Source organism: Streptomyces sp. R-74717 (assembly GCF_047305335.1).
In the GTDB taxonomy this organism is placed as follows: domain Bacteria; phylum Actinomycetota; class Actinomycetes; order Streptomycetales; family Streptomycetaceae; genus Streptomyces; species Streptomyces atratus.
In genome coordinates, this window is sequence record NZ_CP102361.1 from 9,520,504 (window position 1) to 9,544,762 (window position 24,259).

Below are 24,259 nucleotides of genomic sequence, written 5' to 3' on the forward strand. Positions count from 1 at the left end.
AACGCCCTGCCCTGCCCTGACCCCGCCGTCCTGCGGGAGTGATCAAGCGGTTGTGCGTATGTGCCGTACGAGAAGGGCTGAAGCGAGATGCACGGCCTGGTCATCCTGATCGCCACCATGGTGGTCCTCATGCTGATCATCACCAGGTTGAGCTTGTTCCGCTCTGACGGACACTCTTAGTGTGGTGGTCAGGCTGAGAGTGCGGTCTCGTATTCGGCAGGACTGCGGTGGCCGAGGCTGCTGTGCAGCCTGCGTAGGTTGAACCGGCTCTCGATGTACTCGGAGATCGCGGTGCGGGCGGCGGCCCGGACGGGCCAGGGGCCAGGCAGCAGTGCCGAGCAACTCGCGCTTGACAGTGGCGAAGAACGACTCGGCGAGCGCGTTGTCCCAGTACTGTCCCGTGTGGCCGACCGACAGCCGAACCCCGAGCAGGCGGCGATGGTCGGCGACGAGCTTCGCGTCGCGGGCCGGTCCGTCCAGGCAGGCCTTCGGTAGGTCGGGCTCTCGCGACGCGACCCGGGTCGCCGCCGTGGCGTCGATCGGGTCGGACTTGCCACTACCGCGTGCGGAGCGACGTGCGCCGGCCATCAGTCTGGTGTGCACCCGTACCACGCAGTGACGGGCGTTGAGCAGGCCGACCTCGAGGCGCAGGGGCAGATGTCGGCAGTCCTCCACGGCGACCAGCACCTGGCCGAACTGCCCTATCCCCTTGCATGCCTGCTGGTGACCTGCAGGAGTCACAACGATCGTGACCTGGGCCAGCCGCCGTCCGAGTGGGTCGACAGCGACCAGGGTGTGAGTCTTCTTGTGTGCGTCGACGCCGACCACGATCACGAAGGTGCCTCCAGCGAGGAGTTCGGGATCCGATGCCGGGTCCGCCGCGTGGGCACGCTTCAATCGGGCTGAGAGCACGCTGCTGACTTGTTGAATCGGTCCCAGACGCTCGGTCTGCAGCCGCAGCGTTCAGGGTGTCGGTCGGCATGGGCCCGCAGTGCTCCTTGCCGCCCTTGGGCTGGCTCACTGATAGCGTGCCGCCGCCGGACACCCGCGCGGTGTGGCTCGACAGAGGCATGAAGGTGACGCAGTGACCTCAAGTCAGGATGCCCACCGCTGAGATGGTCAGGCCCGCGGGGCCTCCGCACCAGGTGCGTGTGCTGTCGGTTCTACCTTCTGCGCCCGGAGTTCTCTGACCTCAGCCTGAATGTCGGTGAGTTGCCGGTGTAGTGCCTGAATCGCCACGATTGCGACGCCGTTGGCATCGGTGCAGCAGATCGTCTTGTCGTCGGCTCCCAGGCCGAGGTGGGCCCGCCAGTCCTGCGCCATCGGCCCCAGGTGGCGTACTTCGTCGTCCTCCCACCGGTACCGCCATGTGCTCACTGGCAGACGGACCACTCCGGCAAGGACGTCGAACCCGTTCACACCGTCACCGGCCTCGGCGACTGTTTCCCCGGAGGCTGTGGACGTCATTCCGGCGGGATTGGGTGTGTCGGGGTGCAGGCGCGCCCGGTAGGCCCGAATCCCCGCAGTCCAGGCGCGGTGCAGGCGTTCGGTCAGCGATCCCATCGCACCGGGCTCACGCTGGTCTTTACGGCCCGATCGGAGAACAGCAGGCTGCCCAGCGGGACGAACTGAGGGGAGACCTGGGGGTCGTCGTCGGCCGGGGCGGTGCTCTGCTCCACCGCCCGCACCTGCGCGGGCTCCGCGGCCTCGGCAGCCGAGGCTGCGCCCAGGCACACCGACACGGCGGCGATCGCAGCGGAGGACACTGCGGCAAGTCGGGTAGCTGCGGTAAGAGACATGAAGCACGCTCCGGGTTGGTCAGAGATCAGATCAAGCAGGTAACGACACCGCCCCCCGTCGGTCACGAGCTGCACGACCAGACGTTGACCAGACCCAGCCGACGAAGCGCCCCAGCGCCAGGAAACGGCAGCGGCCAAGCCCTCGGAACCTACCGGCGGGTTACTTGCCCCCTGGTGTCCGAGCTGGGGCTACCGGGCCGGTTCGAGGGCAAAGTGGGCGACACGAGAGCAGGCCGCGACGCACGGGTTAATGGGCTGGATGCGGTGGGTGACAACGGCCCGGTAGGGGACTGTAAATCGTTCGGCTCTGTTCCGTAGTCGGCGGTGACGGCAGGTAACGAGCGTCGTTGACGTTGTATGCGAGATGCCAACTCCCTTGTGGCAACGTTGTTTTCAGGGCTATCGGCACTGGTCATCGATGATGTGCCGGACGACGACGAGGTGATCCGGGTCTTGGCCCGGACCAGGGATGTTCCCTTTCCCTGCCCGATGTGCGGGGTGCCGACGGGGAAGGTGCACGGATACCATGTCCGGACGGTTGCGGATGTGCCGGTCGATGGCCGCCGGGTCGTGGTCAACGTCCGGGTACGACGTCTGGTCTGCCCGGTCCTGGGCTGCCGGCGGCAGACCTTCCGCGAGCAGGTCCCTGGGCTGATCGAGCGCCTTCAGCGCCGTACCACGCGTCTGACCAGCCAGGTCTCGGGGGTGGTCAAGGAGTTATGCGGCCGGGCGGCCGCCCGGCTCACCCGGATACTGGCCGTGCCCGTCTCGTTCGCCACCGCCCTGCGGGTGCTGCGGGGAATCCCCCCGCCGGCGGTGCGGATCCCGCGGGTGATCGGGGTCGATGACTTCGCCCTGCGCCGCCGTCACCGCTACGCCACGATCATCATCGACGCCGAAACAGGCGAGCGCATCGATGTCCTGCCCGACCGCGAAGCCGCCACATTGGAGGCATGGCTGCGAGGGAAGAAAAGGGATCGAAGTCGTGTGCCGGGACGGCTCGGCCACCTACGCCGAGGCGATCCGCCGGGCCCTGCCTGACGCGGTGCAGGTCAGCGACCGCTGGCATCTGTGGCGGAACCTGTGCGACAAAGTCCTGGCCGAGGTCCGCGCCCACGCTCCCTGCTGGGCCGCCGTCAACCCGCCCCGGCCCGGCGGCGTCCGCGAGCAGACCACCCGCGAACGCTGGCACAAAGTCCACGCCCTCCTCGACTCCGGCGTCGGCCTGCTCGACTGCTCCCGCAGACTGAACCTCGCCCTGAACACCGTCAAGCGCTACGCCCGCATCCCCGAACCGCCCACGGATCGCATCGCCCCCCACTACCGGCCCACCCTGGTCGACCCCTACCGCGACCACCTGCGCCGGCGCCGGTCCGACAACCCGGCTGTTCCCGTCACGCACCTCCTGCACGAAATCAGGGAACTGGGCTATACCGGCAGCGCCAACCTGCTGGTCCGCTACCTCAATCAGGGCCGCGCCGAAGGCGACCGTCCTGTGACGACCCCCCGCCACCTCGCCCGGCTCCTGCTCACCCACCCCGAGCACCTGTGGACCAGAGACACCGACCTGCTCGGCCTCCTCACCGCAGCGTGCCCGGAGATGACCGCACTCGCCCGGCTCACCGGCGAGTTCGCCGCGCTCCTGGCCCCGGCCCAGGCCAACGACGACAAGCTCACCCAGTGGATCGCCACGGTCCGCACCGCCGGCCTGCCCCACCTGCACAGCTTCTGCAACGGCCTCGAACTCGACCGCGCCGCCGTGAACGCCGGCCTCACCCTGCCCCACCACAACGGCCGGACAGAAGGCGTCAATACCCGAACCAAGAAGATCACGCGGCAGATGCACGGCCGAGCAGGATTCGACCTCCTCCGTCACCGCATCCTCCTGCAATAAGGAGAACGAACCGTCACCACCGACTACGGAACAGAGCCGCTCGTTTGACAGACCCTGTGGTGGCCGTGTTGCTGACATGGGGTGAGAGATCCGGCTTGGGGTGACTGTCGTCAGGCATTACCGAGCAGGTGAACCTACTGTCATGGGCGCGAGAGATCGCACCCACCCCATCTCGGAGAAGGTCATCATGAGCACTCAGGGCCGGAAGGTCGCAGTCATCACCGGCGCCTCGCAGGGCATCGGCGCCGGCCTCGTCGACGCCTATCGCAAGCTCGGCTACGCCGTCGTCGCCACCTCGCGCACCATCGCCCCGTCCAACCGTGCGGGCGTCCTGACCGTCCAGGGCGACATCGCCGAAACCGCAACCGCCGAACGCGTCATCGCCGCTGGCGTTGAGCGGTTCGGCCGTGTCGACACCCTGGTCAACAACGCGGGCGTCTTCATTGCCAAGCCGTTCACCGACTACACCCAGGACGACTACGCCGCCGTGACCGGTGTGAACCTCACCGGCTTCTTCCGCATCACCCAGCTGGCCGTCGCGCAAATGCTCGCCCAGGGCGGCGGCCACATCGTCAACGTCACCACCAGCCTGGTAGACAACGCCGACTCCCGAGTCCCCTCCGTGCTGGCCTCGCTGACCAAGGGCGGCCTGCAGTCCGCCACCAAGTCCCTCGCCATCGAGTACGCCATGCGCGGCATTCGCGTCAACGCCGTCTCACCGGGCACCATCAAGACCTCTATGCACCCCGAGGAGACCCATGACGCCCTCGCGGCCCTGCAGCCGGTCGGCCGGATGGGCGAGCAGAGCGACATCACAGACGCCGTGATCTACCTGGAGAACGCCCCGTTCGTCACCGGCGAGATCCTCCACGTCGACGGCGGAGTGAGTGCCGGCCACTGACGCGCAGGACACCGCTTGCGACACGAGACCGGGAGGTCCCGCTGACCAGCAGGGAGCAAGCAGACTGCGGCATCAGCACGGCCCTCGACATCGCTTCCTGTCACATCGAGCAGTTGGCCTCGCACATGCCCAGTTCTGAGCTCCGATTCCATCAGCAGGAGAACCCTGATGAACCGCACGATAGAAAGCGAAGCAATCCTGCACGGTGTCCTCGACCGGTGGAAGGCCGCCGTCGACAGCCACGAACCGTGGCAGGCTGCCTTCCAGTTCACCGAAGACGCGATTTTCCAGGGACTGCACCCTTACAGTGTCGGAAGGCCAGGCATTGCCGCCTACTACGACTCCCAGCCCATTGGGATGGCGGCTACGTACCGAATTCTCGAAATCAGACGCCCCGCCGACGGCGTCGTACTCGGTTACCTTGGCGTTGACTTCTCGTTCACCGACCGCCCCACCCTCAGCGTCAACCTCGGTGTCCTGGTGAATCGTACGGAGGAGGGCTGGTACATCAGCCACTATCAGGTCTCCCGCCTCGACTAGTGTCTCGCGATCCTGATCGTGTCAGTTTGAGTTGTTATTGACGAGTTTCTTCATGTTGGTCTGGACGAAGCGGACCTTCGCGAGGATCTCCTCGGCGGATGTGGTCCAGGTGAACGGACTCGCGTGCTCATTCCAGGAGTTGATGTAGTCACGGATCTGCTTGACCAGGACGTTGACGCTGGAGAACGTGCCGCGGCGAATGGACTGCCGAGTAAGGATCCCGAACCAGATTTCGATCTGGTTCAACCACGAGGAACCGACGGGAGTGAAATGGAAGTGGATGTGCGGGTTCTCCTCCAGCCACGCCTTCACCTCCGGCGTGGTGTGGGTGGACAGGTTGTCCAGGACAACGTGGATCTCTTTGCCGGCGTGCGGCTTGGTCGCCTTCTTCAAGAAGGCGAGGAAGTTCGCCCCGTTCCGACTCGGCTTGCACTCGCCGGTCACCTCACCGGTATGGACATTGAGGGCGGCGAACAGATTGGTGGTGCCGTGCCGCACGTAGTCGTGGGTGCGCTTCTCGCTCGCGCCGAAGGCGACCGGCAGCACCGGCTGGGTCCGGTCCAGCGCCTGTATCTGCGTCTTCTCGTCGATGGACAGCACCACCGCGCCGCCGGGCGGGGCCAGGTAGAGGCCGACGACATCGGCGACCTTGTCCGCGAACGCGGGGTCCTTCGAAATCTTGAAGGTGCCGTTCCGGTGCGGCTTGAGATTCTCCTCCCGCCAGACACGGGCAACGTAGTGCCAGGACACCGAGATGCCCTCGCGTCGTTTCATGTGATCGGCCAGCGTCCGGGTGGACCAGTGCGACAGCCCCGAATCCGCCGGCGGGGTCATCTTCGTCAGCGCAATTACGCGGCCCCGCGTCTGCGGCGGCACTTGATCACGCCCGCCCCCGCGGCGTCTCTCCTCCAAGCCGGCCAACCCCCGGGCGGCATAACGGGCCTTGCACCGGTCCACCGCCACCGGCGACATTCCGGCCAACTCGGCGATTTCCTTACGCCGCCGTCCCTCGCCGGACCACAGCACGATCCGCGCACGCAGTGCCAGATCAGCCGTCACGTGACGAGAGTTCGCCAACTCCCGCAGATCAGCCATCTGTTCAGAGGAGAGATCCATACCGGGCTCAACGAGTAGAACGACCACAGGTTCCACCAACAGGATCACGAGACGCTAGTCACCAGCGACGCCTTTCAGTGGATATGTTCGCATTGATGATGATTCAGATGCGTGATGCGGCTATGGGGAACACAGGGTCGAGATCAGTTTCTCGAGTGTTTTGCCTGGGCAGCCCCGTGGGCAAGCGTTTTTCGTATGGCGGCACCTCTAATTCGGTAGTGATTAGAGGCGTCGGATCTCTGATGGGCTTGGGCGGCTTGTTTCCCGATCCATGGCAGGACGTGTGTGGTCTGGCCGGCGCCGTGGTGATCCCTGCGACACCTTCGACCGTGCTCGGTCTTTGTAAAGACTGGTGGCGCCGGGCGCCAGCTGGTTCTCGCACGTTCTGCCCGCATCAGCCCGGTTAGTCAGGCTGAGGTCGACGCAGGCGAGCGGGGCGGTCTGACCAGCGGTGAACGCGCGGAGCCCGCCGTACGGCGGCGGGAGGAGTCAAGGACAAGCCGCCAGTTGGCGCACGCACGTCGCTCCGCACGCGGGCGTGGCAAGTCCGACGCCAAGACGGTGGCCCGGGTCGCGCTGCGAGAGCCCGACCTGCCGAAGGCCTGCCTGGACGGCCCGGCCGACGCGAAGGTCGTCGCCGACCATCGCCGTCTACTGGCCCGCCAAAGGACAGCCGCAGCCCGTGCTGGCCGCCCAGGGCAGGCCGTCGGCGCTGCCGAGCAGCAACTGCAGAACATCGCCGCCGAAGGACTTCAGGAGGTCTACTTCAAGAACCGCGGCCGCCGCGCCACCGCGCTCCAGGTCGAGCTCATCGACATCGACTACATCGAGCTCGACTTCTGATCGCTGGACAGCACTGCGGGCCGGAGCCCCACAAAGAATTCCGGCCCGCAGTGATGCGAAGTTGCTGCCCTTCGAAGGGCCACTCGTGGGTCAGCCGACTGTCTCGGTGCCCTTCTGTGTGGCTGACTCGGCGGCGTGAATGCCGTCGTCCAGGATGATGCGGACGGTGCGTTGTCCCGTTCCGGTGGTGACGGTGTCGAGTTCCGTGGCGATCCGGCTGTAGGCGGTGGCGGCCAGCGCCCAGTCGGCAGTAAGCGGTTGGGCCTGATCGCGCGTTTCCCAAAGGGCGATGAGCAGGGCAATCAAGGAACGGCCGGAGAGGGCTGCTTGTACGCGTCCGTCCTTGATGTCATCCACGGAGCGGGGGTGCGGAAGTGGGTCTGGTTGGTGCTCAGCCCGGTGAGGTATTCCCAGGTGTCGCGGTGGCAGACGAGCTCGGCGAAGGCGACTCCGGCCGCCTTCATCAGTCGTGCTCCGTGCAGGACTTCCGGCGAGGGGGCCGGGGTGGTTGCCTCTTCGTGCTGTCGGCCCTGTTGAGGGATGGTCGGCAGAAGACGGCGTGTTGTTGCCGTTCCCTGGTAGGCCTCTTCTGACGCCGCCTTCAGCGCAGCACCGTCCAGCGGCCCGCCGCGGTCACCTTCGGCGCGACCCATACCGCCCGTGCGGTCCTGGCCGTTGGCGGCGTTCTGGTTCATAAGCTCCTCTTCGGGGACGTCACTGGCCGATGGTTGAGTCCAGCTCTCCGCCTGCTGCTCTTCGCTGCTTACCGACGGGGGCTCTCCCGTTTCGGGAGTGGGCTGCGCTGCGGGAAGGGCCACCAACAAGGACTGCAGCCCTTGGGAGAGCTCCAAACGCAGGGCACCGATGTCGGTGCGGGTGTCGGCGAGGTCGGTGAGCATCCGTTCCTGCCGACGGCGCAGTTCCCGGTTCTCCTCACGGAGCCCGGTTGTTCCGGCTTGGACGGTTTCCAGCGTCTTGTGACCCTGCTGACGCAAGGCTGGCAGACCGCTGGCTTCATGGTGAAGCCGGGCGCCGATCTCATTGAGCATCAGCTCAGCTTTCTCGAACTCTTGTTTCCACCCCATGTGACCCCCTGATCACTTTCCGTTGGCAGCCGCCAGAGCCTCCCCATCCGACGGTCCGGTAATGCGATCGTTTCCAGCCCCCTGCGCAAGGGATCCTCAGGCCATCGGTAGACAGCAGCACTCAAAGCCGAGTCTCCGACCCGTATCCACAGGTGATCCGCTGAAGCCTGTCGAACATGACCCATCGAAAAGCACACCGGCATGCCCCGGCGCGAGCTCAGCGCGGGCAGATCCACGAGGGCCTGGAGCGCGCTGAGCAGGCGCAGTTCACCCGGCCGATCCCCAAGTCGCCCGGCGCGCAGCTCCGGTTCCTCCTGGCGAAGGCGAGGGGGTCCACGAAGGCCGTGGCGGGGCGTCTGGGGATTTCGCAGTGCACCGTCCAGCGATACCAGCAGGGCACCATCAACACGCCCCGCACGGCCACCGCCGAGGTCATGGACCAGGAGACGGCGAAGGACTGGCAGCCTCAGGTCTGTGCCCAGGCGCGGGCCCGGGCGTCCATCACGGGCGGCCCGGCCATCACAGCGCGGGCCCGGTTCGGGTTCCGGGCCGGGGCGAGCACCTCGAACGACAGCCGGATCCGGCTGATCCGCCAGCCCGTCTCCCCGTCGTAGGCGGGCCAGATCCTGGCCGCCAGAGAGGGCGGTGCGACGGCGCCCCGCCCTGGCTGTGTCAGTTCCTGAGGGAGTCGTTTCGTCGTGACTTCGGGAGTCGTTTCTCGGGAAGCGGCGTGATCAATGGCAGTGACTTTTGATGTCGCTCGTGTGCTGCGGGGCCGCCCGCTTGAGCATGACGAGAACCGGAACATCACGTCAAGCGGGCACCGCGCCGCCGAGGCCGACACGGCCTGCGCCGGCCTCGCGATTCACGAGCTCGGGAACAGGGGCCCGCCCGCCATGAGGCCGCCATCGGCAAGGAGGATATGCCCGGTGACGTAGCTCGCTTTGTCCGAACCCAGGAACTGGACGGCCTCGGCGATCTCCTCCGGGGTACCAGCCCGGTGCATGGGCAGTACCGAATCGACCGCGGCACGGGCCGTGCCGTCGCCGGTGAACCGCTCGTACATGGCGGTCCGGGTGTAGCCGGGCGCGACCGCGTTGACCCGGATACCGTGAGCGGCGCCTTCGAGCGCGGCTGCCTTGGTGATACCGACGACGGCGTGCTTGCTCCCGACGTACAAGGTCGCCCCGGGATAGCCCATCAGGCCGAAGGTGGAGCTGACGTTGACGATGCTGCCGCCGCCCTGTTCCCTCATGACCCGGAACTCGTGCTTCAGGCACAGCAGCGTTCCCTTGACGTTGGTATCGAAGGTGGCCTGATAACCCTCGTCGGTCACCTCGGTGACAGGGCTGGGTGTTCCCTCGGTGCCGGCGTTGTTGAAGGCGACATCGATCCGCCCGAACCGTGCCACCGCACGATCGACGAGGTCCTTCACATCGGCGTCGAAGCGGACGTCGGCACGCACGAACTCGGCCGGGGCGCCGAGGTCGGAGAGCTCCCCGGCAAGCTGCTCACCCACGTCCTCGTGGCGGCCGGAGACCACAAGGTTCGCGCCTTGACGGGCGTAAGCGAAGGCGGTGGCGCGGCCGATACCGGTAAGCGCGCCTGTGATAAGGATAACGGGATCAGACACGTCGAGGGTCCTTCCTGCAACCACCCAGGTGAACGACGGGCAAGCGGTTCGGAACCCGCACGACACCGGGTTTCTCTTCGGGCCGGGGCGTATCGTCCGGTACGCCCGCAAGCAAGGTGTCCCAGCCGGACGACAGCTGCATCGGACCCGACCGCCGCGTCCATCGAACGGCGGCACTCGATGACCCGTATGGCTCACGGACGGCGGCCGGGACAGACGACCCGAAAGCGGTCACGCGGGCGGGAGGCGAACGCTGCAAGCTCCCTGGTGACATCAGAACAAACTGACATCGCAACCTCGCTCAGACAGTGACTCCCACAGTCACCGCTGCGGTGGACGACGAAGTCCACCCGCCGCCTGGCCGCCGAGCTCACCCGCCAGGGCCACCGGATATGCCGCGGACAGCACGACTACCCGAAGGCCGGACGGCTGCTGATCACCGCCGACGCGGGCGGGTCCAATGGCTACCGCACCCGAGCATGGAAGGCCGAACTCGCTGCCCCGGCCCTGGAAACAGACCTGAGGATCACGGTGTGTCACTTTCCTCCGGGGACTCAATGCCGTTGTTTGACTACTGAACTATCGCCGCCTGCAGTGTGATGGTTCTGGCGGGTACGTGGCGTGGTGGGGCTTTCGGTTTGTTCTTCGGCCGCTAGGAGTACAGTGAACCGCCCCGGCTCGAATGGAGACTCGATTTCATGAAAGGATCGAGTCATGGCACGACCTTCCCGTTACCCGCTTGAGCTCCGCCGCCGCGCGGTGCGCATGGTCGCCGAGGTGCGCGACGACTACCCGAACGAGACGGCCGCTCTGCAGGCGGTGACCGAGAAGCTCGGTATCGGGTCCCGCGAAACACTGCGGAACTGGCTGAAGCAGCACGAGATCGACGCAGGCACGCGGCCGGGGACGACGACGGAGGAGTCCGCTCAGCTCAAGGCGTTGAAGAAGGAGAATGCCGAACTCAAGCGGGCGAATGAGATCCTGAAGGCCGCGGCGAGTTTCTTTGCGGCCGAGCTCGACCGGCCACACACACGCTCGTAGCGTTCATCGACGAGCACCGGGACCGCTTCGGCGGCGTCGAGCCGATCTGCAGGACGCTCACCGAGCACGACTGCAAGATCGCCCCTTCAACCTACTACGCCAACAAGAAACGACAGGCCGCTCCGTCAACACGTTCAGTGCGGGACGCGGAGCTCAAGGAGCTGATCAGCCAGATCCACACCGCCAACCACCGTGTCTACGGGGCCCGGAAGATCTGGCGCGAGCTGAACCGGCAGGGGCATACCGCAGCCCGCTGCACCGTCGAGCGTCTCATGCGCGAACTCGGCATCCAGGGCGCGATCCGCGGCAAACGCGTGATCACCACGCTCCCCGGCGGGCAGGTCGACCGGGCCCCGGACCGCCTCGACCGTGACTTCGTCGCCCAGGCCCCGAACCGGTGCTGGGTGGCGGACTTCACCCACATCAAGACCTGGTCCGGCGTCGTCTATGTCGCGTTCGTCTTGGATACCTTCTCCCGCCGGATCGTCGGCTGGTCGGCCGCCACCGTGAAGGAGACCGTCTTCGTCCTGGACGCCCTGGAGATGGCCATCTGGCAACGTGACCGCGACCAACACCCCATACAGCCAGGTGAGTTGATCCATCACTCGGACGCCGGGTCGCAGTACACGAGTTTCAGGCTCGCCGAGCATCTGGACGCCGCCGACATTGCCGCCTCCATCGGCTCGGTCGGCGATGCCTACGACAATGCCCTGATGGAGAGCGCGATCGGCCTGTACAAAACCGAGTTGATCAAACCCCAGCGGCCCTGGAAGACACTCTCCCAGGTCGAGCTCGCCACCGCCGAGTGGGCCGACTGGTACAACCATCGCCGGCTCCACGGAGAGATAGGGCACATCCCACCCGTCGAGTACGAAACCAACTACTACACGGAACTCACGAAACCCCAGGTCACAACCACAATCTGAGATCTCTATCGAACCCGGGGCGGTTCACAGCGAGTTGGGCCGTTTGAGGAAGCGGTCTGCCTCTCGCAGTCGGCGGGTGCCGTTGTCGAGTTTCCGGCGGACCTTCGCCGCCAGTGCGGTCAGGAACCTGCGGATCTTCGGCGGGGTGTCGGCGAGCTGGCGGACCACGCTGCGTCGGGTGTGCTTGAGGACCTTAACGAACGAGATGCGGTCCGGATCGATGCCGTTGCTGTCGGCGAGTTGCATGATGATGCCGGTCAGGCAGTGGTGCACGACCAGATGCGCCCACACTTCCTGGCGCACCAGCTGTGGGTCGGTGGATCGCAGAACTTCCTGCCGGCCCCGCTGGAAGGTCTTGATCTGCCGATAGGCCGATTCCACCTCCCACCTTTCGTGATACAGGACCGCTAACTCCCTTGCTGGGTAGGCGTCGTTGTCGAAGAGGTCGGTCAGTAGCCGGATCACTTCGCCCCCGTCGACGCGGTACTCGATCACGCGCACCAGCACACCGCCCGGATGGGCGCCCTTCTGCCCCGCGAGGTTCATGCGCGCCAGGTAGGTGCCGTCCGGCAGGTGTCGTACCGGGCGGTGTGCCACACACGAACGGGCCCGCAGCAGCAGGTGGGCACCGGCGCCGATATACGCCTTCCACAACTCCACCCCGGGGAACCCCCGGTCCATGATCACGAGCATCCCGGAGGCCGAGGCAGCCATCGCCACAGCTGGGTCGCGTTCACCACTGTTATAGCCGCCCACCCTGGCGTCGATGGAAGAATGCGTGCCGGTCTCGGTCAGCGTCACGACTCTCACCTGCGGAAACCCGCCCGGTTTCCCGCTGGAGTCCTTCGGGCCGCCGAAGGCGCGCCGGTTGGCCTCGTTATCCGGCACGTCCAGCAGAAACCCGTCGACCGCAGCGAGACGCATCCCCCGGTAGAAAGACCCGGCCAGCCCCGCAGGGGCCAGCGGGCCGGCCAAGCGGTGGAAGATCCGCTCAACAACCTCCGGTCCCAGGCGCTCCCGAGCCCGGGTGAAAGACGCCTTGTGTGGGATACACCCGCTCAACTCCTTCATTCCACCCACTAGTTGTTCTGCCACATCGTCGTAGGAGTCCTGATGGAAGAGCGCAAGTGCGAGTGCGAAATAGACCATGAACCCCGCCGGCAACGCTCCCGGCCGACGGTCCCGTTTGCGACACTCCGACAGGACCTCGTCCACCAACTCGGGCGTCACCCACTGCGTGATCAAGCCCAACCGCACTCGTTCAGATACCCCGCTCCATGGATGCACACCCCGCATAACGGCGCGACGCTCAGTCCGTCACCACCAACTCAATGAACCTTCAAACAACGGCATTGGCCGGGGACTTCGAAGTGGAACCGGATCGAGCACCGTTTGTTTTCCGACATCACCATGAACTGGCGCGGCAGGCCCCTGACCAGCCACGAAGTCATCGTGGAGTCCATCGCCGCGACGACCACCCGCACCGGCCTGACCGTCCACGCCGAACTTGACACCAGCGGCTACGAGACCGGGATCCGCATCGGTCACCGGCAGATGGAGGCATTGCCCCTGAGCCGGCACGAGTGGCACGGCGACTGGAACTACACCCTCCGCCCCGAGCCATACGCCCAGGTCAACGACGCCCCGGACCCATTCGACCAGCCCAGCCCCGACCTCGCCTGGCGCTGCCACCCCGCCCTGACCGGACTGCCGCCTGCCGGGTGGGACGCCCTCATCACCGAACTGACCACCCTCTACAATGCCCAGCGTGAGACGTGCCTGGACAAACGACGCGGCCACCGCCCGCGCGTCAAGGGCGACGGAGGCACTGGCCGCCGTCCCGTCCTCACCCTCGCCGACCGGCTCCTGGCCACCGTCCTTCACCAGCGGCTCGCCCTGCCCCAGGTCGCCATCGCCCGCCTCTTCGCCGTCACACCCGAAACCATCAACCGACGCATCCGCGACATCCGCCAGCTCCTGGAGACCACGGACCACACCATCCAGCCCGCCGAACCCCGCCTCGCCACCCTGGACGACCTCTATAACTTCACGAGAGAGTCCGGAAGCCCCCTCCCGGCCAAGATCAAACCAGCGAGTTGATGATCTGCAAGCCCTAACTTCGTGGCATTGCTTCAACTGCCTGATCGGGCAGCTCTACCACTGCCTCCAGTGCCGCACGCTGTTCGACGAACACACCGCGTTCCCCACCGAACTCGCCGCCGCCGCTTGACACGTTGGCATCGTGAGGTGTCTGACCTCGAACAAGACGTTCAGCAAAGCGCATTTGTTCCGGCGACCCTGTGCCAGGCGGCACCGAAAGTCAACGGGTTCGGCCTTACCGGGTACTGCGATCAGTCGTCGGAGAAGGAGAGGTAGACCGCCGCTGGCTCCAAGGTCACCCGGTTCTGGGTGTAGCGGTCCGCTTGCCGGGTGGCGACCTCGGCTCCGCAGTCCCTGCAGACCAGGTTCAGGCCATCGCCGCCTGCAGGGCCCTGGCAGTAGCCGATTGATCGCACGAGGTCGGGATGCTGTTCGGTGCCGATCACGTCGTCGGGGTGCACGATGAAGCCTGGGACGTCGATACTGAACTCGCTCAGCCGAAGGTTCGGGGCATAGGTGCCGCAGGGCATGCGGGCCGGGCGTGTCCGGAGATCCGGGATCTCCGACATCGGGACTGGTGGCGGCACTTTCACCTTGGTGACCGATCCGGTGAGGGGTGTCGGCAGTGGTCACACAAGAAGCGCGGCTTTCTACTGATTCTGCAGATCGAACGCTGCCGTGAACAGCGAATTTATCGAGTTGGTAACGCATCCGGCAGGCGGGTGGAGTCGATGTGGTCGCCGAGATGGATCACTGCGGCCTGTGGGGCCATGCCGAAGGCCGCGGACACGAGCTTGGGGTACACGGTGTTCACCAGGTCGACGAGACGGGTGCTGCGGATCATGCGGGGCGGGAAGCCGCAGTCGTCAAGAACGTTGGAAAGAAAGGCAGTTGATGCCAGGCTTCGCCTGGCCCTTGTTCCTTTGGTGGCCATGACATGCGGATTCTCGGTCGGCCAGGCTTCGCGGTGGTCCAGGAATCGTTGCAGTACCACTCAGGAGGCGGGGTCCAACGGCACGGGGTGAGGCCGCTGGCCGAGCCGAAACACTGCGGAAGGCGTGCGCGAGGACAACTCGCCGTCGACGACGTGGCCTTCACCGTCGCCCGTGGCGAATCGCTGGCGGTCGTGGGGGAGTCGGGCTCGGGCAAGACCACGGTCGCCTGCATGTTGCTCGGACTGGAGAACCCCACCAGCGGGACGGTCAGCGTCTGCGGCAGAGTCCGAAACCGCCGCACCACCTCTGCCGAACGCCGCCGCCGGGCGAGGGAGATCCAGATCGTTCGTCTTCCAGGACCCGTACTCCTCACTCGACCCATTGCAGCGTATTGGCGACGTCATCGAGACCAGCCTCGCCTTGCACTTCATGATGATGGACAAAGAACGGCGTGCCCGGGCCTGGAATCAGTAGGGTTGGCCGAACGGCATGCCGCGATGCTGCCCCGCCATCTCTCGGGCGGCCAGCGTCAACGCGTTGCAATCGCGCGTGCGATCGCCGTCGAACCCCAAGCGCTCGTCCTGGACGAGGCGGTGGCGGCGCTGAACGTATCGATCCGGCGCAGATCCTCAACCTCCTTGCCGACACCCGCGAGCGGAGTGGCCGTCGTCCATCGGATCAGCGACGACGCGATCGTGATGTCCGGTGGCCGGGTGGTGGAACGCGGCCCGACAATGCAGCTTCTGCGCGCCGGAAACGGACTACATCAAGGCATTGCTGGCCGCAGTACCCCAGCGGGGCTGGAAGCCGCACCGAAACCGCCGCTGAAGTGCCGGCGCTGGGCGGCCCGGCCTCCGTGGTCGTTGCGCTGATCCCCGGCCGCGTCAACGCGTGGACCGGGCGCCCGGACAGAAGTTCCGTCCGGGCGCCCGGTCCGTAGTGATCAGTGGCGCAGGTTGAGACGGTGCACGCCGCCGTCGACGGTGCCGACGTAGAGCGTGCGGCCGTCGGGGCTCGCGGCCAGTTTGGTGGTGTCGGTGTTCTGCAGGCCGGTTGAGATGTTCTGCCAGCTCAGACCGTGGTCGGTGCTGCGCAGTACGCCGCGGCCGCCTTGCAGGAGCCCGCTGGCCCCGGACCTGGTGGTGGCCGCGTAGAGCGTGTCCTTGACCCGGAGCAGGTCGGAGACATGGATCGCGAGAGCGCCGGTGTCCGCGGTGCGGAAGGTCCGGCCGCCGTCGGTGCTGACGCGGACGCTCTCGCCGCCGACGACGAGTCGCCGTCCGTCGAGGTCGATCGCGCTCACCGGGCCGTCGGCGACTTTGGTGACGGTCACTCCGCCGTCGTCAGACCGGTAGAGACCGGCGGTGTTGCCGAGCCACAGGCGCAGCGGATTTGCGGGGTCGCCCGCGATGGTGTCGAAGGAGCGCTCGTGGTAGAGATTCTTCCATGTCGCACCGCCGTCGCTGGTGGCGAACAGCCCCTGGCCCAGAAGGCTTCGGAAGCTGACCATGACCCGGTTCGGGTCGGCGGGGTGGACCAGGAGCGCCGTCGGCACCTCCGCCGAACTGCCCCTCTTCTCCCAGGTGGCACCGCCGTCGCCGCTGCGCTCGACGGTGAATGAGCCGAACGCGGTGCGCCGCACCTTCCAGATCACCTTCGGATCCTTGGCCGACACGGCAAGTTGCGGGACGGTGACGCCCCTCCTGCCCTCGCCGCCCGACTGGCCCCACTCCGGGCTCGCGACGGGAAGGGCGGTGCGGTAGACCGCGCTGTCGGTGGCGGCGAGCAGATGGCCGTCACTGACCGCGAGATCGTTGACGGTCAGTCCCTGGACGCCGATCCGCCGATATCCGGTGCCGTCCGCGGCACCCCGGTAGAGACCGTCCTGCTCGCTGGAGACGGTGACAGAACCGTCGGCCCAACGGTCGTAGTCCATCGGTACCGCTGCGCGCGACGGCGCGGCGACCGTGGTCCACGTCTGCCCGTGGTCGCGGCTGAGACGGCCGCTGCCGGACAGCGTGCTCAGGTACAGGTCGTCACCCGAGATGGTCAGGCGGAGACCGCCGTCCGTCATGGACAGCAGGGTGGTCCAGGTCTCCCCGCCGTCACGGGAACCGACAACTCCCCGGCCCGGGACATACACCGCCACGACCGAGGAGTCGGCGGCCAGCCCGCCGACGGTCTCGGCGGACGGGTCGAAGAGCAGGCGTGCCTCGCCGGGGTTGCCCGAGCCGATGCCGGAGCGGGCCCAGACGCCGTGATACGTCGTCATATAGAGGGTGTCACCGGTTACGGCGGCGGCGGTGATGCCGCCGGTGACGCCGGTCGGATACGTCGTCCAGTGGTCGCCCGCGTCCGTGCTGACCAGCAGTGCGTCCGAGGTGACCGCGACCAGGGTGCGGGTTTGTTCATCGGCGGCGAGCGCGGCGATGCGGGTGTCCGGGACGTCGAGCGTGCGCCAGGTCCGCCCGTTGTCATCGGTGCGCAGGATGGCGCCCCGGCGACTGCCGTCCTGAACGCTGTTCACGGCGTACCACCAGCGGTCGGGATTCTGCGAGTCCACCACGAGCGGACCCGTGCCGTCAGCGACGGGCAGTCGTCCCAACTGGCGCCAGGAGGCGCCGTTGTCGGTGGTCAGCCAGGGAGCCGCCTTCTGGTACTGGGTGAGGACGGCCTGCTTCGGCCGGCTCGACGAGAGGGTGATGGAGCCGGCCTGGCCGTTGGGACCTACCGGCTTCCAGCGGTTCCTGCGGCTGTCGACCGGGGTGACCTCGAAGGCGCCGGCGCCGGTGAGCCGCTGCCCGGTGCCGGCGGTGCCGCGTACCGAGACCCGGTAGGCGCCGGCCACACTGCCGGACACCTCGGCCCGGTAGTAGCCGCTGGCGGGATCGAGCGTGGAAGTGACGTCGACGGCCTTGCCGCGAGGCGGGGTGACGGTGACGACCGGCGGTGCGGCCAGCCGGGTCGGCGGGGCGATGTGCACGGTCGAGTGACCGTCGCTCGGGTCGGGTGCGGCCTGGACGGCCAGATACCGGACGGCGAGCAGGTAGGGCACCCCGATCGCCGGTCCCTGGTCGGGAGTCGCCGTGAGACGGCCGCTGATCTCGGTGTCGGCCGCCGGTCGGGCGACGCGCAGCGAGACCGTGACGGTCGCGGTCCCCCCGGCCGGTACGGTGACCCGCTTCGCCGAGACCGTGGCCGGACCGTCGGTCCGCAGCGAGGTCGCGACCGGCCGCTTGCCGGAGTTCCGCAGCGTCACCTTCGCGATGCCGCCGACGTGACGCCGGGACAGATCGGCGAGTCCGAACGACACCGACGCAGGCGAGGCGCTGACCGTGGCCGAGGCGGCCGCGGCCACATCGAGCCGGCCCGAGCCCTGCGTTGTGGGCCCGCTGCCGCTCAGCGGCTTCGCGGTGCCGACCAACGCGGCCTTGATCTCGGCAGGCGCCCGGCCGGGATGCAGCTGGCGCAGCAGGGCCGCAGCGCCGGCGACGTGCGGGGTCGCCATCGATGTGCCCGACATACGGTACTCGCCGGGCCCGTACAGCGCCTTGGGTATGGTGGAGCGGATCTCCACACCCGGTGCGACCAGATCGGGCTTCAAACCGAAGCCCTGTGTGGGACCGCGTGAGGAGAAGGAGGCGATCCGGTCGGTGGTGTCGGTGCCCCGCAGCGTCACCGAGACCTTCCCGGCGGCGAGCCGGGAGCTCAACTCCGTGTACTGGGTCGAGTCGATGCCCATGACCACCAGGTGGTCCATGCGCAGCGAGTCGCCGGAGGCGTCGATCCGCGCGGGCGACGACGGTACTTCGGTCACTCCCGGCTCAGGGTTCACCTCCGGCGGCCGGACCTCTCCCGGTGCCCCGGCGACGAACACCGGGCCGTCGTTGGAGGGCAGGCCGGCCAGCACGGCGATCGCGCCGCGCTTCTCCGCCTCCTTCGCCCACTCCACGGCGCTCGCCGTCAGGTACCGGGTGTCGGAGGCGATGAGCATCTCGGCCCGTACGATCTTTCCGCGTACGTCGCCGACCCGCTTCCAGTCCTCGGCGGTGCCCTCGCCGACATCGACGAGCGGCGCCGTGACGGGGTGCTCCGGCGGGTTCGCGGACAGGATGCCGCGGTAGGTCTGGATCAACTCGGGTTTCTTGCCGGCCAGATAGGCACTGGGCAGCCGCAGATTGCTTGTCGACGCGCCGACCGCGACCACGCCGTCGGCCGTTGCGGGGCTGCTGACCGTACCCGTGCCCGGTCCGTCGTTGCCGGCCGCGGCCACCACGACCACACCGGCTCGTACGGCCGCGGTCGCGGCGCGGCCCAGCGGGTCGGCGCCGTCGCCGGGGCCGCCGAGGCTCATGTTGATGACATCGGCGCGGTGCGGGTTGGCCGGATCGGAGGCCGCCTCGATTCCGGCGATGATGTCCGACGTGTAGCCGGAGCCGTCGGCGTCCATCACCTTGTAGGCCAGCAGATTCGCGCCGGGCGCCACGCCGGTGACGCCGCCCTTCTCAGCAGCCTTGCCCGCGATGATGCCGGCGACGTGGGTGCCGTGGCCGTTGTCGTCCATGGGGTTTTCGTCACCGTTGACGAAGTCGTGCCCGCCGACGACCTTGTGCCCCTTGCCGAGTCCGCCGCCCAGGTCGGGGTGGGTGTAGTCCACGCCGCTGTCCAGGATCGCGACGGTGGTCCCCTTGCCGGTGACGTGGCTTCCGGCCGGGTCCTTGCGCTGCCAGACGCCGGGGGCGCCGATCAGCGGCACGCTCACGTCCGTCTTCGTCAGCACCCGGGTGTCGGGGCGGACGGCGGTGACGCCCGGCAGCGAGGACAGCCGCCCCACCTCGGACGCGGGCACCGTCATTGCCACGGCATCGATGAGCAGACCCAGTTTGCGGGTCGCCGAAGGGTGCAGCCCGGCGCTCTTCGCCGAGCCGAGGAACGTCTCCTGCCGCGCGTCGAGCGCGCGGCGGGCGGCGCCTACGCCGCGGGCGGCCTCGGCGGACAGCAGCGACCCACCGGGCGCGGCGGTGACCGCTGGGTTCCCGGACAGTTCGACGAGCACTCGTTGCGACGGGTCGGGCGTGGACGCGTTGGCGGCACCCGGTGTCGCCGCCAACGTGCCGGCGAGAACAACGGCGGCGAGGGCGGCATGACGCGATCTTCGTGACTTCATTGCCATGCGTAAAAGTCCTAGTGGTGAGGGCACTTGCCGCACAACTGATCTTCGTGGCCCATTGCTGCCGCTGGCACAATTGGGCCACCATCCGTCCATGACTCCCGAGACACCGCAACTCACGGCGGCAGGCATCGATCCGTTCGACGAGAGCGTCTACCGCGCCGTCCTGACCCGGCGGACGGCGGCCCCTGCCGAACTCACCGCGGATCTCGACTGTTCGGCCGAGCGCGTCGCCAGGGCGCTGGACCGGCTCCGCGACCACGGGCTGGTCGGCCGGCTCGCCGGCTCCCGCCGCCGGTACGCCGCGATCGAGCCGGGCGCCGCCGTCGAGGCGCTGGTGCGGGCCAGAAGCAATGAGCTGGAGCGGGTCCGTTCGGCGGCCGACGAGCTGTCCCGGCTGTTCGCCGCCGCGCGCACCGGCGCGACCTATGAGGACGAGGTGGAGATAACCACCGGCAGCGAGGCGCTCGGCCGCTGGTTCGTCCGCCTTCAGCAGGAGGCCCACGAAGACGTGATGACCCTGGATCGGCCGCCGTACGCCCTGACCACCTCCAACCCGGTGGAGGCGACGGCGCTCGGCCGCGGCGTACGGTACCGCGCGGTCTACGCCCCCGAGGCCCTGGAATGGCCGGGCGTCCTCGACGACATTCGCGAGCTGGTCCGGCACGGCGAACAGGCCCGCGTCCTGCCCGGCCTGGGCATCAAACTCGCCATCGCCGACCGCAAGCTCGCCCTGATGCCGCTCTCCCTCGACCTCAACGACGTCCGCGCCGCTGTGATCCGCCCGTCCACTCTGCTCGATGCCCTCACCGGCTACTGGGAAATGTGCTGGAAGCAGGCCCTGCCCCTCAACGCCCCCGCCGAGGACCCCCTCGGCGAGGAGGACCGACTCGTCCTCACCCTCCTGGTCAGCGGCCTCAAGGACGAGGCGATAGCCCGCCAGCTCGGCTGGTCCGTCCGTACCATGCGCCGCCGCATCAGCCGCCTGCACGACCTCCTTGGCGCCGCCAACCGCTTCCAGGCCGGAGTGATCGCGGCCCGTCGCGGCTGGTTGTGAGAGAGCACGCCGACAGCAGGTGGGGCGGCAATGAGTGGATGTGGTCTCGGCGCGCGTTCCACGCCTGCACAATTCGGCTTGTGACTGATGAAGACCCGTACCTCCAGGGTGTGGATCACCTGGGCGTTGATCTTCTCGCCCGGCAGGGCGGTGTGCTGCCGGTCGGCCGCTTCGAGGGCTGCTGCGGCGAGGGCCTCGGCCCCACGGACCTTGCGGTTCCGTAGCCACGTCGCCAGCCGTTTGAGGGCGGTCCGACGCATGGCCGCAGGTGTCTGAAAGCCGGTCAGCAGGATCCGCGGACCTACGTTGCCCAGATCGAGCACCCGCTCCAGAGCGTGGAAGATACTGCTCAGCTGGCCGCGCAGGCGGTTGATGCGCCGGGTGCGGTCGGCATTGATGTCGGCCCGGCGGCCGGTGAGCAAACGCAGCTCGATGGCGTGTTCGTCGTCCGGCCGAAGGATGGTCAGGTCCCGGCGCATCCGGGCCTGGTCGGCGATGACGGCGGCTTCCTTGGCGTCGGTCTTGCCGGTGCTGCGGTAGCCGGCGGCGGCGCGGTTGACCGCGAGGCCGGGTATGTAAACGAGCTGCGGATCGGGTGGTTCTCCAGGGCGGGGCACGCGCGTCAGCAGAGGCCGGTCCCGACTGTTGGTCATGTTGCACCGTCCAAGAGCCGGTCGATGGATGAGTGCCGTGCGAACGAGCTGTCTGTTCGCGAACATGTACGGCGCCTTTGCGGTCACCCGTGCGCTTGTGCGGTCTTCGGGGTGTTGGCCCCGGCGCTACTGACCGGTATCTGGCTGATGACGGTCTGAGCCGACGGTGCTTGGAGAGGGCGACACGGTGTGCGGCTGAGGCGTTGCCGCCGGAGTCGGGGGTGTGGGCCCGCTGCGGTGAATCCACAGGAGAGCGCCTGTCAGCAGCACGGTGCCACCCAGCAGCCAGGGCAGCGGGCCTACCGGAAGGACGCCCATGACCAAGCCGGTGAGAGCTGCCATCAGTTGCAGGGCGAGAGACTGGACGGACAGCGCGGTGGCGCGGCCCGAACTTGCGACACGGCGGTGCAGGATGTCGTTCTCGCTCGGTCCCGCCGCGCCGAGCCCGAGGTAGACGAGGCCGTAGCCGGTGGCCGCGAGGACCACGGAGCCCACTCCTGTGAACGCTGAGGTGGCACCGAGCAGAAGCAGGCCGCTCGCGCTGGTGCCGAGGCTTACCAAGACCGCACGCTCGCCACTGCCCGCAAGCCGGGCGGTCAGCGGTGCGAGGTGGCTGCCGATACCCGAGCAGATGAATCCGGCGCAGGCGAGTGCGGCGAAGAGCACCGCGCCTGATTCCGATGCACCGGTGAGGGCTGCGGCCCGGCCCGGTGTGAGCAGTTCGATCGCGGCCAAGGCGCTGCCGGCGGCCCCCGCGCTGAGGAGGACCCGGCGGACCAGCGCGTCGCGTCCGCCCATGCGCAGTCCGCCCGAGACGGTGGCCGGGATGCCTCGCAGTACGCCGCGCAAGGTGGCTGCCGGCCGGGGCGGCTCGGGCAGAGCGGTCAGGACATACAGCACGAAGGCGATCTCAACCGCTGCGCCCAGCAACAGCGGGGCGGAAAGGGGCAGCACCAGTCCGGAGGTTGCCTCGCTCAGTCGGGCGCCGAGGTCGGGACCGAGTCCGAGCAGCCAGGGAAGTGCGCCGCCGAGCAGGGTGCCGGTTGCGAGGGCGGCGGATGTCGCGGAGGAACCGCGGGCCAGGCCGGTGCGCAGTTCGGCGCCGGGGCCGGAGTGCTCGTGGACGGTGTCGACGTACCAGGCTTCGGCCGGTCCGCTGGACAGGGCACGGCCCGCGCCCATCAGGGCCATGCCGAGGCCGAGCAGCCAGGGAGCAGTGCCCACGCCCTGGAGCGTTAAGGCAGTCAGGTTCAGCAGGCCGGCGGCGGCCAGAACAGCGCGGCGTCCCAGGACGTCGGACAATCCTCCAGTGGGCAGTTCCAGCGCGGCGGCGGTGAGGGAATGTGCGGCGAAGAAGCCGGCGATGGCCGCCATGGCTATGCCGCGCTCGGTGAACAGCAGGATCAGGGGAGCGATGGTCAGTCCCAGCGGCAGCCAGAACAGAACGCAGACCGTGACGTAGCGGCGGCGTGCGGTACGTATGTCCAGCGGCCCGGTCATGACGCGTCCCCGGCATCTGTCCCCGCAGGGGCAGAGGCGTCCGGTTCTGCGCCGGGGCCGCGCGGTGCCAGGGGCAGCCCGGCGGTGAGAAGTACGACCTGCACGGCGCGTGGATCTTCCGCATCGCGGGTGGTCAGCTCCTCCAGCTTCCGGTCGAGCACCTCCCAGAGTTCGGTGAGCGACTCGGGGGTCAGACGGGGCATCAGGTCGCCGATCCCGGAAGGCGCCACCCACTCCTGGCCCAGCCGCCCGTCGGCGATGTCGGCCTCGTGTCGGACGAGAGAAGCCCCCAGGTGCTCGATCTGGGCCCTGCGCGACAAGTTGACCCAGGCGCGGCTGCCCGGTGTGGCTTCCATGGCCTTGTTGCTCCAGGAGGTCACGGAGTGCACCGCCTGCCAGCGGCGCTCCCGCCCGTCACGGTGCTCGGCCTCGGCGACGAACGCGTACTTCGCCAGAACCCGCAGGTGATAGCTGGTGGAAGCGGATGACTCCCCGGTCCTGACCGCGAGTTCACTCGCGGTGGCCGGGCCGTCCTGCCGCAGCATCCCGAGCAGCCGGATGCGCAGAGGGTGCGTGAGGGCTTTCAGGGCTGCTGCGTCCTGCTCGGGATCGAGTACGCGTTTCTGCTCTTCGCTGACCATGACGGGAGAGTAGAACGCCTCAGAGTCTTTCCAAAAGTATTTTTGCAGAAATTGTTTTGGAAAGTTGGCTGGAAGTCCGCCACCGGTACCGCGCCGGTGACGGGACTGGACAGCCTCACGCGTCCGTATGCTCCTCGGCCGGCTCCTCATCGCCTGCCGTATGGGGCTGGGCATCGTGACCGCGGCGAGGTTGAGGCGAGCGGCCATGTCGAGGTTGACCTCGCCGTACGGACTACAAGGTCCATCTCACCGAGACGTGCGAGCCGGGCACGGTGCATCTGCTCACGAACGTGACCACAACTCTCGCCGCCGTCTCCGACGGCCGGATGGCTGCCGTCGTCCACACCGGCCTCGCCGAGCGGGGCCCGCTGCTGGACGAACACTGGGTCGACACTGGCATCGCCAACTCCAGTGCCCTGGCCGCC

Annotated in this window: 21 protein-coding genes and 5 pseudogenes; 11 read left to right on the forward strand and 15 right to left on the reverse strand. The window is 67.8% G+C overall.

The window, feature by feature from the left end:
• Positions 1-188: 188 nt before the first annotated feature.
• From NRF20_RS43070 to NRF20_RS43085, 4 genes and pseudogenes are all read right to left on the reverse strand, one after another.
• On the reverse strand, positions 189-557 hold the full coding sequence (locus NRF20_RS43070; protein ID WP_398635347.1) for an IS3 family transposase: 369 nt from the start codon (positions 555-557) through the stop codon (positions 189-191).
• Positions 514-912 (reverse strand): annotated as a pseudogene (locus tag NRF20_RS43075) (IS110 family transposase); the annotation flags it as partial. The gene NRF20_RS43070 and the pseudogene NRF20_RS43075, both read right to left, overlap by 44 nt.
• A gap of 207 nt (positions 913-1,119) precedes the next feature.
• The gene (locus NRF20_RS43080) at positions 1,120-1,563 is read right to left on the reverse strand and encodes a tail fiber domain-containing protein (RefSeq protein WP_398635345.1); all 444 of its coding nucleotides are present in this window, start codon (positions 1,561-1,563) and stop codon (positions 1,120-1,122) included.
• Complete coding sequence (locus NRF20_RS43085) at positions 1,551-1,799, reverse strand: hypothetical protein (RefSeq protein WP_398635346.1); 249 nt, start codon at positions 1,797-1,799, stop codon at positions 1,551-1,553. The genes NRF20_RS43080 and NRF20_RS43085 overlap by 13 nt, the downstream gene beginning before the upstream one ends.
• A gap of 387 nt (positions 1,800-2,186) precedes the next feature.
• Here NRF20_RS43085 and NRF20_RS43090 point away from each other — a divergent pair.
• The 3 genes and pseudogenes from NRF20_RS43090 (at position 2,187) to NRF20_RS43100 (ending at position 5,134) form a co-directional block, all read left to right on the forward strand.
• A pseudogene (locus tag NRF20_RS43090) lies at positions 2,187-3,693 on the forward strand (ISL3 family transposase).
• A gap of 187 nt (positions 3,694-3,880) precedes the next feature.
• Positions 3,881-4,594, forward strand: coding sequence for an SDR family NAD(P)-dependent oxidoreductase (locus tag NRF20_RS43095; protein ID WP_398635389.1), 714 nt, complete (start codon positions 3,881-3,883; stop codon positions 4,592-4,594).
• Positions 4,595-4,762: 168 nt separating this feature from the next.
• Positions 4,763-5,134, forward strand: coding sequence for a hypothetical protein (locus NRF20_RS43100; protein WP_398635388.1), 372 nt, complete (start codon positions 4,763-4,765; stop codon positions 5,132-5,134).
• 21 nt (positions 5,135-5,155) lie between these two features.
• Here NRF20_RS43100 and NRF20_RS43105 read toward each other — a convergent pair whose 3' ends face one another.
• Positions 5,156-6,193 carry an IS630 family transposase gene (locus tag NRF20_RS43105; RefSeq protein WP_413754309.1) on the reverse strand — a complete coding sequence of 346 codons (1,038 nt, stop codon included), beginning with the start codon at positions 6,191-6,193 and terminating at the stop codon, positions 5,156-5,158.
• 564 nt (positions 6,194-6,757) lie between these two features.
• On the opposite strand from NRF20_RS43105, the gene NRF20_RS43110 reads away from it, so the two are divergent.
• On the forward strand, positions 6,758-7,093 hold the full coding sequence (locus NRF20_RS43110) for a hypothetical protein (RefSeq protein WP_413754310.1): 336 nt from the start codon (positions 6,758-6,760) through the stop codon (positions 7,091-7,093).
• 90 nt (positions 7,094-7,183) lie between these two features.
• Here the strand turns inward: NRF20_RS43110 and NRF20_RS43115 are convergent, their stop codons facing one another.
• Both NRF20_RS43115 and NRF20_RS43120 read right to left on the reverse strand, forming a co-directional pair.
• A complete protein-coding gene (locus tag NRF20_RS43115) occupies positions 7,184-7,450 on the reverse strand; it encodes a hypothetical protein (protein ID WP_413754311.1) in 267 nt (88 codons plus the stop codon).
• Positions 7,396-7,788 (reverse strand): hypothetical protein, encoded by a 393-nt coding sequence (locus NRF20_RS43120; protein ID WP_413754312.1) that lies wholly within the window; start codon positions 7,786-7,788, stop codon positions 7,396-7,398. Before NRF20_RS43120 ends, NRF20_RS43115 begins: the two co-directional genes overlap by 55 nt.
• A 141-nt stretch (positions 7,789-7,929) precedes the next feature.
• On the opposite strand from NRF20_RS43120, the gene NRF20_RS43125 reads away from it, so the two are divergent.
• Both NRF20_RS43125 and tpg read left to right on the forward strand, forming a co-directional pair.
• A complete protein-coding gene (locus NRF20_RS43125) occupies positions 7,930-8,190 on the forward strand; it encodes a hypothetical protein (protein ID WP_413754313.1) in 261 nt (86 codons plus the stop codon).
• Positions 8,191-8,354: 164 nt separating this feature from the next.
• Positions 8,355-8,792, forward strand: coding sequence for a telomere-protecting terminal protein Tpg (gene tpg / locus NRF20_RS43130; protein ID WP_413754314.1), 438 nt, complete (start codon positions 8,355-8,357; stop codon positions 8,790-8,792).
• Positions 8,793-9,043: 251 nt separating this feature from the next.
• On the opposite strand, the gene NRF20_RS43135 is transcribed toward tpg, so the two are convergent.
• Positions 9,044-9,811, reverse strand: coding sequence for an SDR family NAD(P)-dependent oxidoreductase (locus tag NRF20_RS43135; protein ID WP_398634125.1), 768 nt, complete (start codon positions 9,809-9,811; stop codon positions 9,044-9,046).
• A gap of 399 nt (positions 9,812-10,210) precedes the next feature.
• Between NRF20_RS43135 and NRF20_RS43140 the strand changes: the two are divergent.
• Both NRF20_RS43140 and NRF20_RS43145 read left to right on the forward strand, forming a co-directional pair.
• Positions 10,211-10,366 (forward strand): annotated as a pseudogene (locus NRF20_RS43140) (ISAzo13-like element transposase-related protein); the annotation flags it as partial.
• Between the two features lie 159 nt (positions 10,367-10,525).
• Positions 10,526-11,778 (forward strand): IS3 family transposase gene (locus NRF20_RS43145; protein WP_413754315.1). Its coding sequence is split into 2 segments (ribosomal slippage): positions 10,526-10,808 and positions 10,808-11,778, totalling 1,254 coding nucleotides; the frame shifts between segments, so codons are not numbered across the junction.
• Between the two features lie 24 nt (positions 11,779-11,802).
• Here the strand turns inward: NRF20_RS43145 and NRF20_RS43150 are convergent.
• On the reverse strand, positions 11,803-13,023 hold the full coding sequence (locus NRF20_RS43150) for an IS4 family transposase (RefSeq protein ID WP_413754316.1): 1,221 nt from the start codon (positions 13,021-13,023) through the stop codon (positions 11,803-11,805).
• Positions 13,024-13,134: 111 nt separating this feature from the next.
• On the opposite strand from NRF20_RS43150, the pseudogene NRF20_RS43155 reads away from it, so the two are divergent.
• Positions 13,135-13,878, forward strand: a pseudogene (locus NRF20_RS43155) (ISAzo13-like element transposase-related protein); the annotation flags it as partial.
• 251 nt (positions 13,879-14,129) lie between these two features.
• Here the strand turns inward: NRF20_RS43155 and NRF20_RS43160 are convergent.
• A complete protein-coding gene (locus NRF20_RS43160; RefSeq protein WP_398634124.1) occupies positions 14,130-14,408 on the reverse strand; it encodes a hypothetical protein in 279 nt (92 codons plus the stop codon).
• A 161-nt stretch (positions 14,409-14,569) separates the two neighbouring features.
• Entirely contained in the window at positions 14,570-14,722 is a 153-nt protein-coding gene (locus tag NRF20_RS43165) for a hypothetical protein (RefSeq protein WP_398634123.1), read from the reverse strand.
• 93 nt (positions 14,723-14,815) lie between these two features.
• Between NRF20_RS43165 and NRF20_RS43170 the strand changes: the two genes are divergently transcribed.
• Entirely contained in the window at positions 14,816-15,685 is an 870-nt protein-coding gene (locus NRF20_RS43170) for an ATP-binding cassette domain-containing protein (RefSeq protein ID WP_413754317.1), read from the forward strand.
• 71 nt (positions 15,686-15,756) lie between these two features.
• Here NRF20_RS43170 and NRF20_RS43175 read toward each other — a convergent pair whose 3' ends face one another.
• The gene (locus NRF20_RS43175) at positions 15,757-19,986 is read right to left on the reverse strand and encodes a S8 family serine peptidase (RefSeq protein ID WP_398634121.1); all 4,230 of its coding nucleotides are present in this window, start codon (positions 19,984-19,986) and stop codon (positions 15,757-15,759) included.
• Positions 19,987-20,077: 91 nt separating this feature from the next.
• On the opposite strand from NRF20_RS43175, the gene NRF20_RS43180 reads away from it, so the two are divergent.
• Positions 20,078-21,040 (forward strand): helix-turn-helix domain-containing protein, encoded by a 963-nt coding sequence (locus tag NRF20_RS43180; RefSeq protein ID WP_266366517.1) that lies wholly within the window; start codon positions 20,078-20,080, stop codon positions 21,038-21,040.
• Between the two features lie 92 nt (positions 21,041-21,132).
• Here NRF20_RS43180 and NRF20_RS43185 read toward each other — a convergent pair.
• The 3 genes and pseudogenes from NRF20_RS43185 to NRF20_RS43195 all read right to left on the reverse strand — a co-directional run.
• A pseudogene (locus NRF20_RS43185) lies at positions 21,133-21,624 on the reverse strand (IS110 family transposase); the annotation flags it as partial.
• Positions 21,625-21,819: 195 nt separating this feature from the next.
• Positions 21,820-23,193, reverse strand: a complete 1,374-nt coding sequence (locus NRF20_RS43190; RefSeq protein ID WP_398634120.1) for an MFS transporter — start codon at positions 23,191-23,193, stop codon at positions 21,820-21,822.
• Positions 23,190-23,834 (reverse strand): ArsR/SmtB family transcription factor, encoded by a 645-nt coding sequence (locus tag NRF20_RS43195; RefSeq protein ID WP_266366514.1) that lies wholly within the window; start codon positions 23,832-23,834, stop codon positions 23,190-23,192. The genes NRF20_RS43190 and NRF20_RS43195 overlap by 4 nt, the downstream gene beginning before the upstream one ends.
• Positions 23,835-24,259: the final 425 nt, after the last annotated feature.